15 protein-coding genes are annotated in these 16,649 nt (G+C 45.4%); 1 reads left to right on the forward strand and 14 read right to left on the reverse strand.

The features are described from left to right. Nucleotides 1-48 precede the first annotated feature (48 nt). Complete coding sequence (locus EKG38_RS21445; RefSeq protein WP_126523007.1) at nucleotides 49-1,350, forward strand: SLC5/6 family protein; 1,302 nt, start codon at nucleotides 49-51, stop codon at nucleotides 1,348-1,350. Between the two features lie 82 nt (nucleotides 1,351-1,432). On the opposite strand, the gene glmS is transcribed toward EKG38_RS21445, so the two are convergent. The 14 genes from glmS to EKG38_RS21515 all read right to left on the reverse strand — a co-directional run bounded on the left by glmS (nucleotide 1,433) and on the right by EKG38_RS21515 (nucleotide 16,636). Continuing rightward, nucleotides 1,433-3,262 (reverse strand): glutamine--fructose-6-phosphate transaminase (isomerizing), encoded by a 1,830-nt coding sequence (gene glmS, locus EKG38_RS21450; RefSeq protein WP_126523009.1) that lies wholly within the window; start codon nucleotides 3,260-3,262, stop codon nucleotides 1,433-1,435. A gap of 74 nt (nucleotides 3,263-3,336) precedes the next feature. Beyond that, a complete protein-coding gene (locus EKG38_RS21455) occupies nucleotides 3,337-4,107 on the reverse strand; it encodes a DeoR/GlpR family DNA-binding transcription regulator (protein ID WP_126523011.1) in 771 nt (256 codons plus the stop codon). Between the two features lie 189 nt (nucleotides 4,108-4,296). Then, nucleotides 4,297-6,420, reverse strand: coding sequence for a TonB-dependent receptor (locus EKG38_RS21460; RefSeq protein WP_126523013.1), 2,124 nt, complete (start codon nucleotides 6,418-6,420; stop codon nucleotides 4,297-4,299). Nucleotides 6,421-6,649: 229 nt separating this feature from the next. Continuing rightward, entirely contained in the window at nucleotides 6,650-8,017 is a 1,368-nt protein-coding gene (gene glmU / locus EKG38_RS21465; RefSeq protein ID WP_126523014.1) for a bifunctional UDP-N-acetylglucosamine diphosphorylase/glucosamine-1-phosphate N-acetyltransferase GlmU, read from the reverse strand. Nucleotides 8,018-8,607: 590 nt separating this feature from the next. Continuing rightward, nucleotides 8,608-9,036 (reverse strand): F0F1 ATP synthase subunit epsilon, encoded by a 429-nt coding sequence (locus EKG38_RS21470; protein ID WP_126523016.1) that lies wholly within the window; start codon nucleotides 9,034-9,036, stop codon nucleotides 8,608-8,610. Between the two features lie 46 nt (nucleotides 9,037-9,082). Next, entirely contained in the window at nucleotides 9,083-10,459 is a 1,377-nt protein-coding gene (atpD, locus tag EKG38_RS21475) for a F0F1 ATP synthase subunit beta (protein ID WP_126523018.1), read from the reverse strand. 35 nt (nucleotides 10,460-10,494) lie between these two features. Further along, on the reverse strand, nucleotides 10,495-11,355 hold the full coding sequence (atpG, locus tag EKG38_RS21480) for a F0F1 ATP synthase subunit gamma (protein WP_126523020.1): 861 nt from the start codon (nucleotides 11,353-11,355) through the stop codon (nucleotides 10,495-10,497). 47 nt (nucleotides 11,356-11,402) lie between these two features. After that, nucleotides 11,403-12,944, reverse strand: coding sequence for a F0F1 ATP synthase subunit alpha (gene atpA / locus EKG38_RS21485; protein ID WP_126507819.1), 1,542 nt, complete (start codon nucleotides 12,942-12,944; stop codon nucleotides 11,403-11,405). Between the two features lie 14 nt (nucleotides 12,945-12,958). Next, nucleotides 12,959-13,492 carry a F0F1 ATP synthase subunit delta gene (gene atpH / locus EKG38_RS21490; RefSeq protein WP_126523022.1) on the reverse strand — a complete coding sequence of 178 codons (534 nt, stop codon included), beginning with the start codon at nucleotides 13,490-13,492 and terminating at the stop codon, nucleotides 12,959-12,961. A 16-nt stretch (nucleotides 13,493-13,508) separates the two neighbouring features. Continuing rightward, entirely contained in the window at nucleotides 13,509-13,979 is a 471-nt protein-coding gene (gene atpF / locus EKG38_RS21495) for a F0F1 ATP synthase subunit B (RefSeq protein WP_012144819.1), read from the reverse strand. 37 nt (nucleotides 13,980-14,016) lie between these two features. Continuing rightward, nucleotides 14,017-14,268, reverse strand: a complete 252-nt coding sequence (gene atpE, locus EKG38_RS21500; RefSeq protein ID WP_011639455.1) for a F0F1 ATP synthase subunit C — start codon at nucleotides 14,266-14,268, stop codon at nucleotides 14,017-14,019. Nucleotides 14,269-14,334: 66 nt separating this feature from the next. Further along, a complete protein-coding gene (gene atpB, locus EKG38_RS21505; protein ID WP_012144820.1) occupies nucleotides 14,335-15,129 on the reverse strand; it encodes a F0F1 ATP synthase subunit A in 795 nt (264 codons plus the stop codon). Nucleotides 15,130-15,132: 3 nt separating this feature from the next. Further along, entirely contained in the window at nucleotides 15,133-15,525 is a 393-nt protein-coding gene (locus EKG38_RS21510; protein WP_012144821.1) for an ATP synthase subunit I, read from the reverse strand. 226 nt (nucleotides 15,526-15,751) lie between these two features. Continuing rightward, the gene (locus tag EKG38_RS21515; RefSeq protein ID WP_126523024.1) at nucleotides 15,752-16,636 is read right to left on the reverse strand and encodes a ParB/RepB/Spo0J family partition protein; all 885 of its coding nucleotides are present in this window, start codon (nucleotides 16,634-16,636) and stop codon (nucleotides 15,752-15,754) included. Nucleotides 16,637-16,649: the final 13 nt, after the last annotated feature.

Raw genomic sequence — 16,649 nt, forward strand, 5'->3', positions numbered from 1 at the left:
ATATATTTGCACAAAAGTGGCTTAAATAAAAATAACTTAGGATGATGTATGACTGCGAGTATTACAACTGCGGGTGTATCTGAAGAAGATATATCGAGCGCTGAATGGAAAGAGGCAACCCGATTCGACAGTACCGATTGGGGCTGGATAATAATGAGTATAGGTATGGCCATCGGCGCAGGGATCGTCTTCCTTCCCGTTCAGGTTGGCTTGATGGGGCTATGGGTATTTTTATTATCAGCCGTCATTGGCTATCCGGCTATGTACATGTTTCAAAGATTGTTTATTAATACTTTAGCCGAGTCCCCTAAATGTCAGGACTATCCAAGCGTGATCACTGGCTATCTGGGTAAAAACTGGGGGATGTTACTCGGTACACTCTACTTCATCATGTTGGTTATCTGGGTTTTCGTCTACTCAACAGCAATAACAAATGACAGTGCATCCTTTCTGCAAAGCTTCGGTGTAACTAAAGAGCTACTCTCGGAGAACCCATTCTATGGATTAGCACTGATCTGTATCTTAGTGGCAATCGCTTCGCGCGGTGAAAATCTACTATTTAAGATCTCCAGCTTTATGGTATTAACCAAACTCAGTGTTGTCGCCATATTAGGATTGATGATGGTAGACAAGTGGGACATCAACAATATAGGCACCATTCCGGCCACCGGAGACTGGCTAAAAGATGCGATAATCATGTTGCCATTCACCTTAACCTCCATCCTGTTTATTCAATCTCTAAGCCCAATGGTTATCTCATATCGCTCCAGAGAAAAATCACTGAAGGTCGCACGCTTTAAAGCCATGCGAGCCATGAACATTGCCTTCGGGATATTGTTTGTTGTCGTATTCTTCTATGCCGTCTCTTTCACCTTAGCCATGGGTCATGAACAAGCTGTAAAAGCTTCCCATGAAAATGTTTCAGCCTTAGCCATGGTAGCTCAAAATATGCCGGGGCAAACACTCAAGCTGCTCAGTTTAACTCTCAATATTTTTGCCGTGATGACAGCCTTCTTTGGCGTGTACTTAGGCTTCCGTGAGGCTTGCCAAGGCCTCGCGATGAACGTATTACGTCGTTATATGAAAGAGGAGAATATCAATTCTACGCTTGTCGGTCGTGGCATTATTATTTTTACAATATTATTGTCATGGGGTGCGATTGTATTGAATGCTCCCGTACTGAGCTTCACCTCAATCTGTAGTCCGATATTCGGCTTGGTCGGTTGCCTGATCCCAGCTTACTTAGTCTATCAGGTACCTGCACTGCATAAGTATAAAGGTGTCTCGCTCTATATCATCATTGGCACAGGCCTCCTGCTTTGTATCTCACCCTTTATCGCATTTAGTTAAAACCAATATTCCCGGATAAATAAAAGCTCCTGTTAGATTGACTCTAACAGGAGCTTTACTGTTTTTGCTTAACGATTAAGACTTACTCTACCGTTACAGACTTAGCCAGATTACGTGGCTGATCCACATCGGTGCCCTTAATTAAGGCCACATGGTATGACAATAACTGCATTGGGATCGTGTAGATAAGCGCCGCCATAAACTCATCGCAATGTGGCACTTGGATCACCTTCATTGTGTCATCAGATTCGAACTCAGCATCAACATCGGCAAAGACATACATCAAGCCACCACGGGCACGTACCTCTTCTACGTTGGATTTTAGCTTCTCTAACAGCTCATTGTTTGGCGCAACCACGATCACAGGCATATCGGCATCGATTAACGCGAGTGGTCCATGCTTAAGCTCACCGGATGCATAGGCTTCGGCATGAATGTAAGAGATCTCTTTAAGCTTCAGCGCCCCCTCCATCGCGATAGGATACTGATCCCCACGGCCTAAAAATAGTGCGTGATGCTTATTGGCAAAATCTTCGGCTAACTCGGCAATAGCCTCATCTAACCCTAGTGCCTGCTCAACTTTAGCAGGCATAGACTGTAGGCTCTGAGTGATCTTAGCCTGCATATCGGCAGACATGCCATTATGGCGACCCACAACGGCAGTTAACATCAACAGGCCAGCAAGCTGTACGGTGAACGCTTTAGTCGAAGCAACACCGATCTCAGCTCCAGCTTTCATCATATAAGCCATATCTGACTCACGCACCAAAGATGAACCCGGTGAGTTACAGATGGTCATAGTGGCCTTATAGCCCATCTCTTTGGCCAGACGAAGTGCCGCTAAGGTATCGGCAGTTTCACCAGACTGAGAGATAGTCACAAGCAAACTATTAGGGAACATGTGCGACTTGCGGTAACGGAATTCAGACGCTATCTCAACATTACAAGAGACACCGGCCCAATCTTCTAACCAGTAACGTGCAGCCATACCCGCGTGGTAACTGGTACCACAGGCGATGATCTGTACATGCTTAATATCTTTCAGGAACTCAGCGGCATTTTCACCAAAGGCAGAATCTAATACTGCACCACTGGCAATACGACCTTCCAGCGTGTGTGCTATAGCGCGTGGCTGCTCATAGATCTCTTTAAGCATATAGTGACGGTATTCACCTTTATCACCCGCATCATGAGTCACTTCTGACTCTTTGATTTCACGCTCGACCGCATTACCGTCAACATCGAAGATATTAACTTCACGGCGCATCACCTCGGCTACGTCTCCCTCTTCCAGGAAAGCAAAAGAGCGAGTTACAGGCAGAAGAGCAAGCTGATCGGAAGCGACAAAGTTTTCACCCAAGCCATAACCGATAACGAGAGGACTACCGCTGCGGGCGACGATCATACGCTCGCTATCACGGCGATCGATAACCACGGTGCCATAGGCACCTTCTAACTGCTTAACCGTCGCTTGAACCGCTGCAAGCAAGGTATCGTTAGTCTTAAGCTCATGGTGTACTAAGTGACAGATAACCTCGGTATCGGTATCTGATGCAAAGGTATAACCTAAACCCTTAAGCATTTCCCGTAGCTTATTGTGATTTTCGATAATACCGTTATGTACGACGGCAATATCCCCTTCCGAAAGGTGTGGATGAGCATTTCGCTCACTCGGCTCACCGTGGGTGGCCCAACGGGTATGAGCAATACCTGTACCACCGGATAACGGCGCTGCATCTAAAGCAGTTGAAAGTTCCTGTACCTTACCGACACGTCTTGTACTGCTAAGCGTACCATCTTGAATAACAGCAACACCGGCCGAGTCATACCCTCGGTATTCGAGGCGCTTAAGTCCTTCGACTAAGATTTCAGCTACATCTCTTTGCGCAACAGCGCCAACGATTCCACACATATTAGTTACCTAACCTCTTTTAAAAAAGAGTTAAAATGAGAGTTAAAATTGAATTTGAAAATGGATAATCTTTGTTATCTCACATGAGGTGCCAGGATCACCCGCACCCCATGGTTTGAAATTGTTTCAACAGCCTCGGCTGGTAAGTTTTCATCTGTTACCAACACGCTGATATTGCTCCAGGCCAACTCTAAATTCGGAATACGTCTACCCAGTTTTTCTGACTCGAGCATGACTACGACCTCGCGGGAAACCTCAGCCATCACCTTACTCAGTCCGGTAAGTTCATTGAAGGTGGTTGTGCCGCGATCAAGGTCTATACCATCAGCGCCAATAAAGAGTTGGTCAAAGTTATAGGAGCGCAGTACCTGCTCGGCTATTTGCCCCTGAAATGACTCCGAATGAGGATCCCAGGTGCCACCAGTCATCAATAATGTCGGCTCATTCTCAAGCTCATGAATAGCATTGGCCAGTAGCAATGAATTGGTCATCACTACCAAGCCATTCTTATCATTAAGCTCCCGGATTAATCCCGATGTGGTACTGCCGCTATCTATGATGATTCGATTATGATCGTTAATCAGCTTAGCTGCAGCCTGAGCAATAGATAACTTATTGGGTGCTATCTTAGCCGTAAATTGCTGCGTGACCTCATCGGGTATCGCCACCGCGCCGCCATACCGACGTAACAGCAGCCCGGTTTTCTCTAATACGGCCAGATCTTTTCGAATAGTGACTTCAGAAGTTTCGAAACGTAAGGATAACTCGTCAACACTCACTTTCCCCTGCTCATTAAGCAGGCTGATAATGCTATGGCGACGCTGTTGAGTATTACGTTTGTTCATAAAACCTTTCAATTAAGTTTCGTTTCGAAAGGTGCATTATAGTGAAACGAAACTTTTTTGCTAGTTTAAAGCCCTAGATTGTTAAATTAAGTATGAAAATCAGGCAAAAAAAAGCCCCTATCTAAGATAGAGGCTTTCGCTATTCTCTTTTAACCATTTTTAGAGCTTCTTTAAACCTTAGCTTCAGGCTTAAAACTTAGCTTCCAATGCCAGGCCGAAGTGACGTCCTTCACCTACGGTGACATCTTTATGTGTACCACCGGCCAGATAGTCGACATCAAACAGGTTCTTGATATTCAGGCGAACACTCACATCACTGCCCATCACATCCATGCTATAGGCTGCGCCCATATCGAAACGCACGTAGCCATCTTTCGAGATAGTATTGTCGGTATTAGCGAAACGCTCACCCACATAGATGGCACCGAAGTTTAGTGCTAAGTCATCGGTCATCTCATAACGAGTCCAGACGTTAGCCGACCACTCGGGTGCGTCAACTGGTGTCTTACCATTCAAGCTATTACTCTCTGGTCTCTGGTATTCGGCATCCAGATACATCATAGAACCCGTCAGGAACCACTTATCGCTCACCTGACCCTGTGCGCCCATCTCGAAACCTTTATGACGCTGCTCACCGGATTGAGTAGTAATGCTGGTTTTGCCATTGGGATTCGGTGTAATAAGGTCTTCAGTAACCGTGACATTTGACACCGTAATATCGAAAACTGCACCGGTTAACAGTAGGCTGCCGTCGAATAACTCCCACTTAGTACCAATCTCATACTGCTCACCATACTCAGGATCCAGGTTTGTACCATTGTTAACGTCATCTTCGTCATTAACGATTCCCTGAGGTGTGAAGCTCTTAGAGTAGTTAACGTAGATGCTACCGTTTGATGCCGGCGAGTAGATAACACCAAACTTAGGCGAGACGGCATAGCTATTATTACCCGCCCCCTCTTTCTTCTGCTCGTCGTAACGAACGCCGGCAAGCACCTGCCACTCATCATTGATAGATATTAAATCCTGAATGTAGAAGCCATAATGCTTATATTCTGACGGCGTCCCAGGTGTTCCTTGGTGGTAATCGAGACCGGGATTATCAATGGGCTGACCAGGGATAACCGTGATTGAATCCCCCTTCACCTTTGTTTGCTGATAAAAATAATCCAACATATTTGCACCAAGCAGGAACTGATGATCTAACCCTCCGGTCGAGAAGTTACCTACAAAGTCGACATAACTAGTCTTATGTTGCCAATCGTCATAACGGTCGAAAGGCTTTACCGTATAACCATTTGTAAATGGATCTTCTGCATATTGAGGCGATGAATCTAAACGTTGACGGTTAAACTGCTGATCGTTATAGCCCGCCTTCACCTTCCAGTCATCACTGATATGGTAAACAATATCAGCGCCCATATTGCTGATAGTATTGTCGGTAAAGGCCCAAGGCATATCCCAGATAATATCGCTACCACCGATCAAGTCACCGCTGCTGTCTAACCAACCGCCAGTATCTATGCCGGTTTTGTCTTGGGTATGGTCATACTTAAGCGACAGTAGCAGGTCGTCGGTGATATCAAATTCAAGATTCAGGTAACCTAACCAGCGATCGCGTTCCTGATTAGAGCCATCCTGATACTCTCTCCAGTATTGTGTATCCTGCTTAACCAGCACAGTACGGTAACGGATTGTCTGATCTTCATTCAGGCTGCCACCGGCATCCAACTGATAACGAGTCGAGCCATGCTCATCGGTATCGAAACCAAGTTCAAACATAGTGTCATAAGTCGGTTTCTTAGTGACCATGTTGATCAAACCACCGGGGCCGGATTGACCATACAACATACTCGATGGACCTTTGAGTACTTCCACCTGTTGCAGTGTTTCAATCGGCTGCACATAGTGAGACCACTGCTGCTGACCATTAATCAGATAACCGGAACCTGAAGACAGTTCGAAACCACGAATGTTAAACACCTGACGGTTCCACTTCTCACTACCACCGGTGACACTGGAGTCGTTCACTAAGACTTCAGAAAGGTTTGTTGCAAGCTGCTCATCGGTGACAAAATCGGGAATGACTGTCACTGATTGTGGGGTATCCATAAGGCTGATATCGCCGCGCATCGCTCCCGAAGCACTACCGACCTTGTAATCATTGAAGTTACTACCAGTGATACTAATGCGCTCAATATTAGCGATACCCGGCTCGCCAGTTTGCTGCTCGGCAATAGCCGGAATAGTGGCAAGTGCAGACAGAACTGCGACACTGATAGATGAAAACTTAAATGATCTCTTGAACGACATGGTCAACCTCAAAAATGGATACCAAACAAATGTTGGCTGCAATATAAATGAGAATCGTTTTTATTTAAGTTTCTTTACGGAAATTTACAAAGGTAGGTGATCGAGTACTAACTTAACGAAATTATTAACTGAAAATCGAGATCTGATGACAATACTTCTGGCAGGGTTTTCTGCGTATTTAAAACAAAAAAGCGACCCATTCGGGTCGCTTCGCTTAATCTGTCAGGGCTTAACTTTTAGGTTTCTTAACCGGTCTGGCCCAGCCACTCAGGTGACGCTGTTTAACCCGGGTGATAACCAGCTCACCTTCAGCTACATTACTTGTGATGGTAGAACCGGCACCGAGTGTCGCCCCCTTACCGATAGTCACAGGAGCCACAAGTTGAGTATCGCTGCCGACAAATACATTATCTTCAATCACAGTCAAGTGTTTATTAGCACCATCATAGTTACAAGTAATAGTACCCGCACCAATATTCACTCCGGAACCTATCTGCGCATCGCCAATATAGGCAAGATGGCCCGCCTTTGAACCCTCACCTAACACGGCTTTCTTCATCTCGACGAAGTTACCTATGTGAGCATCACGCTTTAGTTCCGCCCCCGGACGAAGACGTGCAAATGGGCCTGCGCTTGCCTCGATACCGACCTTGGCATTCTCAACGATAGAGTAAGGCTTAATCTCAGCATTATCACCGATCTCACAATCCATAAGGATAGCACCTGCACCAATAGTCACGTTATTTCCTATTGTGACCTTACCCTGAATGATGACGTTTACATCTATCATCACATCCATGCCAACGGTGACATCACCGCGAATATCCAACCTTGCAGGATCTCTGAGATTGGCGCCTTCGAGCATAAGTTTTTCTGCGGCGCGAGCCTGATAAGCACGTTCTAGTTGAGCCAACTGAACCCGGTTGTTAGCCCCCTCAACTTCAATAGCCGACTCAGGTTGAGCCGTAGTGATCTCAATACCATCTTTATGGGCCATGGCAACGATATCGGTAAGGTAATATTCACCTTGAGCATTATCTGACGATAACTGACCAAGCCAGGCTTTAAGCTGCTTACCTGGTGCGGCCATTATGCCTGTGTTGATCTCATTGATAGCCAACTGTTCTGCACTGGCATCTTTCTGCTCGACGATACCAACAACTTTACCTGCCTCACGCTCTATGCGCCCATAACCCGTTGGGTTAGGCAGGTTAACCGTAAGAATAGCCAGACCATTACCTTCACGGGCAGCAAGAAGTGCATCGAGTGTAGATGCCTGGATAAGCGGAACGTCACCGTAAAGAATAAGCACAGTATCGTCATCAGCAATATTTGAATTAGCCTGAGCCACCGCGTGACCCGTACCCAACTGTTCGGCCTGCAGCACCCAATTTAGTTGCTGCTCACCTAACACACTCTGCAGCTTCTCAGCCCCATAACCATACACCAACTGAATCGCATCACTCCCAACACAGTGGGCAGTATCGATAACATGCTGAACCATGCTCTTATGTGCGATAGGGTGTAAAACTTTAGGTAGATCTGAGCGCATGCGGGTTCCCTTGCCTGCGGCCAAAATCACTACGTTCAATGCCATGGAGTTATCCTTGAGCTAAAAGCTGATGAAATTCGATGAAGAGGTCTAATTTGTGCGCTGATTTTAACGGAAAAGCGAAGAAGATAGAAGGCAAAGACGACGGCTACGCCTGATTGGCGCTTGCAAGCAAGCTGATGGACGCCAACGAGTTGGCTAATAGAAGATAGAGTGCAAAGATGACGGCTGCGCCTTATCGACGCTTGCAAGCAAGCTGGTAGACGCCAACGAGTTGGCTAATAGAAGATAGAAGGCAAAGACGACGGCTACGCCTGATTGACGCTTGCAAGCAAGCTGGTGGACACCAACAAGTTGGCTAATGGCTTTTTACTTACAGTGAGCGAAGCGAACATCCTTATAGCGAAGCGTCTTACAGGGCAAAGCCCGTCCCTACAGCTTGCGCAGCAAGCGTCCTTCTTTAAAAAACAACGTAAATTTCTACCCATCCATGGCCTTTCCGTTATACAGAAGTACATAAGTGTTCTGACCTCCAAGGACGGAGGGAATGCCCATAAATGTCTGGAACATTTTTGGCCAGACACAAAAAAGGCGACCATCTTTCGATGCTCGCCTTTTTTCATCAAACAATAACCTTATCTGGCAATGTTTTTCTTGATGGTTTCGACAACGCGTAATTGAGCGATAGCTTGAGCTAACTCAATTGCTGCTGCTGCGTAGTTAAAGTCAGCGCCCGCATCTGCCAAGGCAGATTCTGCACGACGTTTAGCTTCTACAGCTGCTTGCTCGTCAATCTCATCGGCACGCAATACGACGTCAGCCAATACTGAAACAGAAAAAGGTTGAACTTCCAGGATACCACCCGAAAGATAAAACACCTCTTCACTTCCATCTTGCTTGACGATGCGTGCCATGCCAGGTTTGATATGTGTCAGTAGTGGCGCGTGACCAGGCATAACACCTAGATCACCTTCTGAACCGGTTACTTGTAGGTGTGCTACAAGGCCTGAATATATGCGACTTTCTGCACTTACTATATCAAGTTGTACTGTCATGGCTGCCATCCGTTCTCCTTTAAACTATTACTCTACATAACTGCAGAATACTTAGTTATTTTTTGTTAGCTTTCTCAACGGCTTCGTCGATAGAACCAACCATGTAGAACGCTTGCTCTGGAAGGTGATCGAACTCACCATCTAGAATACCCTTAAAGCCACGAATGGTGTCTTTAAGAGAAACGTACTTACCTGGAGAACCGGTGAATACTTCTGCAACGAAGAAAGGCTGTGAAAGATATTTTTCAATCTTACGAGCACGGAATACAGTTGTCTTATCTTCATCAGATAATTCATCCATACCAAGTATCGCAATAATATCTTTAAGCTCTTTATAGCGTTGTAGCTGAGTCTGTACACCTGTAGCAACATCATAATGCTCTTGGCCAACAACCTGTGGATCCAGCTGACGTGAAGTCGAATCCAATGGGTCAACCGCTGGGTAGATACCCAGAGAAGCAATGTTACGTGACAATACAACAGTCGCATCTAAGTGAGCGAAGGTTGTTGCTGGTGACGGATCCGTTAAGTCATCCGCAGGTACGTATACGGCTTGAACAGAGGTAATAGACCCTGTCTTAGTCGATGTAATACGCTCCTGAAGTACACCCATCTCTTCAGCCAATGTTGGCTGGTAACCTACTGCTGATGGCATACGGCCTAGCAGTGCAGATACTTCAGTACCCGCCAAGGTGTAACGATAGATGTTATCAACGAAGAAAAGAACATCTTTACCTTCGTCACGGAACTTCTCGGCCATAGTCAGACCAGTCAGTGCCACACGTAGACGGTTTCCTGGAGGCTCGTTCATCTGACCATATACCATGGCCACTTTATCGAGAACGCCAGAATCTTCCATCTCGTAGTAGAAATCGTTACCCTCACGAGTACGCTCACCTACACCGGCAAAAACTGATAAACCAGAGTGTGCTTTTGCGATGTTGTTAATAAGTTCCATCATGTTGACGGTCTTACCAACACCAGCACCACCAAACAGACCAACTTTACCACCCTTAGCGAATGGACATACAAGGTCAATAACCTTGATACCAGTCTCTAAAAGTTCAGTGGAGCTTGACTGATCTTCATATGAAGGAGCTTCACGGTGGATCACATAGCGATCTTCTTCACCGATAGGACCCGCTTCATCCACTGGCTCACCCAATACGTTCATAATACGGCCAAGGGTTTTTTCCCCAACCGGAACAGTAATTGGTGATCCAGAGTTAACAACCTCAAGGCCACGACGCAGACCATCTGAAGAACCCATAGCGATGGTACGAACTACACCACCACCTAGTTGCTGCTGAACTTCCAGCACCAAGCCTTCACTTTTGATCTCTAGAGCGTCATATACCTGAGGTACGGCATCATGTGGAAACTCAACGTCCACAACCGCGCCAATTACTTGGACAACAGTACCTGTGCTCATGATTAATCCTCTAAAACTTGTATTCGTTACCTAACCTAAACCGCTGCAGCGCCTGCAACAATTTCCGAAAGTTCCTGCGTAATCGCAGCCTGACGGGCCTTGTTATAAACTAACTGCAAGTCATTAATAAGATCACCAGCGTTGTCAGTTGCAGATTTCATAGCAACCATACGGGCGGCTTGCTCAGATGCAAGATTCTCAACAACACCTTGGTAAACCTGCGACTCCACATAACGTACCAGTAAAGTTTCCAAAAGTTCTTTTGGATCTGGCTCGTATAGGTAGTCCCAGTGATGAGAAACCTCATCAACCTCAGACTTAGGCAACGGTAGCAGCTGTTCGATCACTGGAGTCTGACTCATAGTATTCACAAATCTGTTGAATACTACATACAGACGATCCAATTTACCTTCGTTGTATGCTTGTAGCATGACCCGTACTGTTCCGATCAAGTCAGCGAGCTTTGGAGCATCACCTAAACCTGAAGCGTATGCAGATACCTGTCCGCCGAAGCTATTGAAGAACTGTACACTGCGAGCACCAATGGGGCAGAATTCAACTTCTACGCCTTGCTCTCGCTGGCTCTTCACGTCTGCGACAACCTTTTTGAAAAGGTTGACGTTCAGACCACCACAAAGACCACGGTCGGTTGATACAACAATGTAACCAACCCGCTTGGCCTCTCTCACCTCTAAATAGGGGTGCTTATACTCGAGAGAACCTTGCGCCACGTGACCGATCACCTTACGCATATTTTCTGCATATGGACGACTAGCTGCCATGCGATCTTGTGCTTTACGCATTTTACTCGCGGCAACCATTTCCATAGCAGACGTGATCTTCTGAGTGTTTTTAACACTCGCGATCTTGGTTTTAATCTCTTTAGCGTTGGCCATCTTAACTCTCCAATCTGGACCTGAGGCGCCTTACGACACCTCTGTTTTTACCAGGTTTGAGTTTCAACGAACTTATCGAGACTGGCCTTCAACTCACCTTCGATATCGGCATTGTAGCTACCAGTATCGTTGATGGTCTTCATAAGCTCAGCATGCTCGCTGTTCATGAAAGAGAGCAGAGACGCTTCGAAATCACCGATTTTAGCTAGCTCAATACTTTTTAAGTAACCTTTTTCAGCTGCAAAAAGAGACACAGACTGATCGGCAATACTCATAGGAGCATATTGCTTTTGCTTCATTAGTTCGGTAACACGCTCACCATGCTCAAGCTGAGCACGAGTTGCATCATCTAAGTCAGATGCAAACTGTGAGAACGCTGCAAGCTCTCGATACTGTGCTAGTGCGGTACGAATACCACCAGACAGTTTCTTGATGATCTTAGTCTGCGCTGCACCACCAACACGAGAAACAGAAATACCAGGGTTAACAGCAGGACGTAGTCCAGAGTTAAATAGGTCAGTTTCAAGGAAGATCTGACCATCGGTAATCGAAATTACGTTAGTCGGTACGAAAGCAGAAACATCACCCGCTTGAGTTTCAATAATCGGTAGAGCAGTCAAAGAACCAGTTCGGCCTTTAACTTCACCTTTAGTGAACTTCTCAACATACTCAGCGTTAACACGTGAAGCACGTTCTAACAGACGAGAGTGAAGATAGAATACATCACCTGGGTATGCTTCACGTCCTGGTGGACGTTTTAGCAACAATGAAATCTGACGGTAAGCAACTGCTTGCTTAGACAGATCATCATAGACAATAAGTGAATCTTCACCGCGGTCGCGGAAGTACTCACCCATTGAACAGCCAGAGTATGGAGCCAAGTATTGTAGTGCAGCAGCTTCAGAAGCTGTAGCAACAACAACAATGGTGTTCGCCAAAGCGCCGTGCTCATCAAGCTTACGTACCACGTTAGCGATTGTAGAAGCTTTTTGCCCTACAGCTACGTATACACATTTAATGCCTGAATCTTTTTGATTGATAATTGCATCGATCGCCAAAGCGGTCTTACCGATTTGACGGTCACCAATGATCAATTCGCGCTGTCCACGACCGATAGGGATCATAGAGTCAACAGCTTTATAACCAGTTTGCACTGGTTGATCTACTGACTTACGCTCAATAACGCCTGGTGCGATTACTTCAACAGGTGAGAAACCATCGTGTTCGATAGGTCCTTTACCATCAATTGGTTCACCCAATGTGTTGACAACACGTCCTAATAGACCGTTACCAACAGGGACTTCCAAAATACGGCCTGTTGTTTTTACTTTGTCGCCTTCTGCCAAAGTGGCATAAGGGCCCATTACTACGGCACCGACAGAATCACGTTCTAAGTTCAACGCGATTGCAAAACGGTTACCAGGCAGCTCGATCATTTCACCTTGCATCACATCGGCTAGGCCGTGGATGCGGATGATGCCGTCACTAACTGCAACGATAGTACCTTCGTTGCGAGTTTCACTAACGACTTCGAACTGCTCGATCCGCTGTTTAATCAGATCGCTGATTTCAGTGGAATTCAGTTGCATGCTCAAACTCCCAATTACGATTGCAGAGTATCAGACAGACGCGAAATTTTTCCGCGGACCGAGCCATCTATGACTAAGTCACCTGCCGTGATAATTAAACCAGCTATCAGGCTGGCATCTATGCTGCAATTCAGCTTAACTTTGCGTGCGAGACGTTTCTCTAAAGAAACACTAATTTCCTGTTGCTGCTCTGAAGTAAGCTCAACAGCTGAAACTACATTAGCTTCAATCTCTTTTGCCCACTCATTGCATAGCTCAACAAATTGTTGAGACACAGCAGGTAGTACTTCTAAACGACCGTTTTCAGCCATTACCTTTAACAGATTTTGACCTTGCTCATTGACCTGCTCACCACAAACTCCAATAAAGAGTTCGGCAAGCTTATTGCTGGCTAATCCGCCGGCAAGCAGTGGCTTAATGGTTTCGTTTTCACTTACCATAGCCGCGAAGTTCAGCATCTCTGCCCAACTATCAACTGCATTGTTTTCAATAGCAAAATCAAACGCTGCCTTTGCGTAAGGACGAGCGATGGTGGTTATTTCAGCCATAACTCAAACTCCTTATTTAAAGTTCAGCAACAAGTTTATTAACTATGTCACTGTGGGCGGCTTCATCAATCGAACGCTCAAGAATCTTCTCAGCACCATAAATGGCAAGAGTAGCAACTTGCTTACGCAAGTCTTCTTTAACGCGATTACGTTCAGCTTCAATTTCTGCTTGACCCTGAGCGATAATTTTAGCGCGCTCAGCATCTGCTTCGGCTTTTGCTTCATCGACGATCTGAGCTTTGCGTTTGTTCGCTTGCTCAATGATCTCGTTAGCAGTAGCTTTGGCGTCTTTTAGTTGGTCAGTTGCTTTCGACTGAGCCAACTCCAGGTCTTTTACGGCACGGTCAGCGTCAGCTAGACCGTCGGCAATCCTTTTTTGACGCTCTTCGATGGCATTCATCAAAGGGGGCCAAACAAACTTCATGCAGAACCACACGAAGATAATAAAGGCAACCGTCTGACCGAGTAGGGTAGCGTTGATATTCACAACAGCCTCCTATTTAAATTAAAGACAGAAGCGTTTATTACAGCATTGCACCTAGTGGATTGGTGAAAAGCATGAATAATGCAATACCAACACCGATCATAGTTACCGCATCAAGAAGACCAGCAACGATGAACATTTTAACTTGTAGCATAGGAGCCATTTCTGGTTGACGCGCAGCGCCTTCCAAGAACTTACCACCTAGCAGGCCAAAACCGATAGCGGTACCTAGTGCACCCATACCAATTAGCAGAGCAACAGCAATAGCTGTCATGCCTAGAACAGTTTCCATCTCTATCTCCAAATATTCTAAATCTAGTTAGTTTTTGATTTAGCTAAAAAATTTCTTCAGCAATTCTTAATGATCTTCATGCGCCATGCTTAAATAAACAATTGTCAGCATCATGAAAATAAACGCTTGTAGAGTAATAACCAAAATATGGAAAATTAACCAACCTAGTTGTAATGTTACACCTAGGGCAGATAACGCCATGTTAGCACCATACATCAACGCAATAAGAATGAAGATCAACTCACCTGCATATAAGTTACCGAACAGACGCAATGCCAATGAAATTGGCTTAGCAATCAGAGTTACGGTTTCTAGCAAGAAGTTGACGGGTATCATTGCCCAATGGTTAAAAGGCTGCATAGTCAGCTCTTTAACAAAGCCTGAAATGCCTTTGACTTTAATGCTGTAGTAAATAATCAGCAAGAACACACCGATAGCCATGCTAAAGGTAATGTTTAAGTCGGTCGTTGGTACAACTTTCATGTAAGGGATACCAGCAGCAGCTGCCAGTGATGGGATCCAGTCAACTGGAACCATATCCATGAAGTTCATCATGAATACCCAAACAAAAATAGTTAATGCCAACGGAGCAATAACAGGATTGCGGCCATGGAAGGTTTCTTTCACGCTAGAGTCGACAAATTCAATGATCATCTCGACAAAACACTGAAGTTTGCCGGGAACACCTGTAGTTGCCTTCTTTCCAACGCTACGGAATAGCCATAAGAACAGAACACCAAGCCCAACCGAAAAGAGCAACGAATCAATATGCCATGTCCAGAAGCCTTCACCAACACTTAAGTTGGTAAGGTGGTGCTGGATATAGCCCTGCGGTGTTAACGCTTCACCAGTTGCAGCCATGATTCATCCCACTTTACTTTGCTTGAAAAATAAAGGAGCCGTCCAATGCACAATTAACGCTAAGGTGTAACAAACAAAAAGAGGCATAAAGCCAATCTTAAAATTGATAAACACTAGCGAGAACATAGCTATGGTTAACAGCAACTTTACCGCTTCCCCCCAGTAAAAAGTCTTCATGACCTTTCCTGCTGAACTTGCTCCCGTATGGGAAAAAGCGAGGGTTGCGAATACAAAATTAGGAAGTACAGCGATAGCGCCACCTGCCAAGGCAGACAGACCAGACTGAACCCCCCACATGGCGAAAAAGAAAACTGAAGCACCCCCAGCCACCGCCGCCTGCATCAAAACCAATTTATAGGCAGACCACCGGCCACGACGTGCTAAAACCTTACTCAATTTACCTTCTCCGCATTTACGCTTTATTGTTTCGATGACCGGATGACAAATATCCGGATCATCTATAGCGACAAAAAAGCTTGCGAAAGTATACCTTTTCAGGCCTTCAAAGCAAGTTTAAGCTGAGGAAAATCGAGTCTTTTAGCGTGATCTAGCGCCAAATATGCAAAACCGTGAATTTAACACATGTCACAAAATTACATAATATGACGTTAACGTCAGTTTTTTAGCGGATTTTGTCGATAATACCGTCTAATTCAGCGAGATCTTGATAGTTTATTACCAATTTTCCTTTACCTTTTTTATTGTGGGTAATGGAAACTTTCGCACCTAGACGTTCGACTAATTGACTTTCGAGGCGGGCAACATCGTGATCTTTTGCAGGTTTATCTACAGTTTTAGGCGGATTTAGTGTTTTAGTCACTAATCGTTCAGTTTCACGAACAGTTAATTCTTTCGCGGCCACTAATCTTGCGATAGTTGTCTGTTCGTCACCTTCAATAGCAAGCAAGGCGCGGGCATGGCCCATATCGATATCACCATATTCCAGCATACGCTTTACAGGCTCATTAAGACCATTCAGACGTAGTAGATTAGAGACAGTAGCACGGGACTTACCCACGGCTCCGGCGATCTGTTGATGGGTTAAATTAAACTCTTCCATTAAGCGTTGAAGCGCTATTGCTTCCTCCATCGCATTGAGGTCTTCACGTTGAATATTCTCAATCAGCGCAATGGCTACAGCCGATTCATCGGGTACCTGTTTTACAATACAAGGAACCTTATCAAGCTTAGCTAACTGAGCCGCGCGCCAACGACGTTCTCCGGCAATGATCTCAAACATCTCGGGAGATATCTTACGAACAACAATTGGCTGGATAATTCCCTGGGCTTTTATTGACTCAGAAAGCTCTTCGAGTGCCTCTGGAGACATATCTTTACGAGGTTGGTACTTTCCAGGCTGCATAAGGTCAACGTCAAGTATCAATAAGTCATCATTTTTAACTGACTTATCAGTAACTTCACTTGCTGTTAGCTTACTATTTGCCGCGTGGCTAGTGCTGAGTAATGCATCTAAACCTTTGCCCAAACCGCGTTTTTTTACTGTCATTTCCATTGCCTTT

Source organism: Shewanella canadensis, assembly GCF_003966225.1.
Lineage (GTDB): Bacteria > Pseudomonadota > Gammaproteobacteria > Enterobacterales > Shewanellaceae > Shewanella > Shewanella canadensis.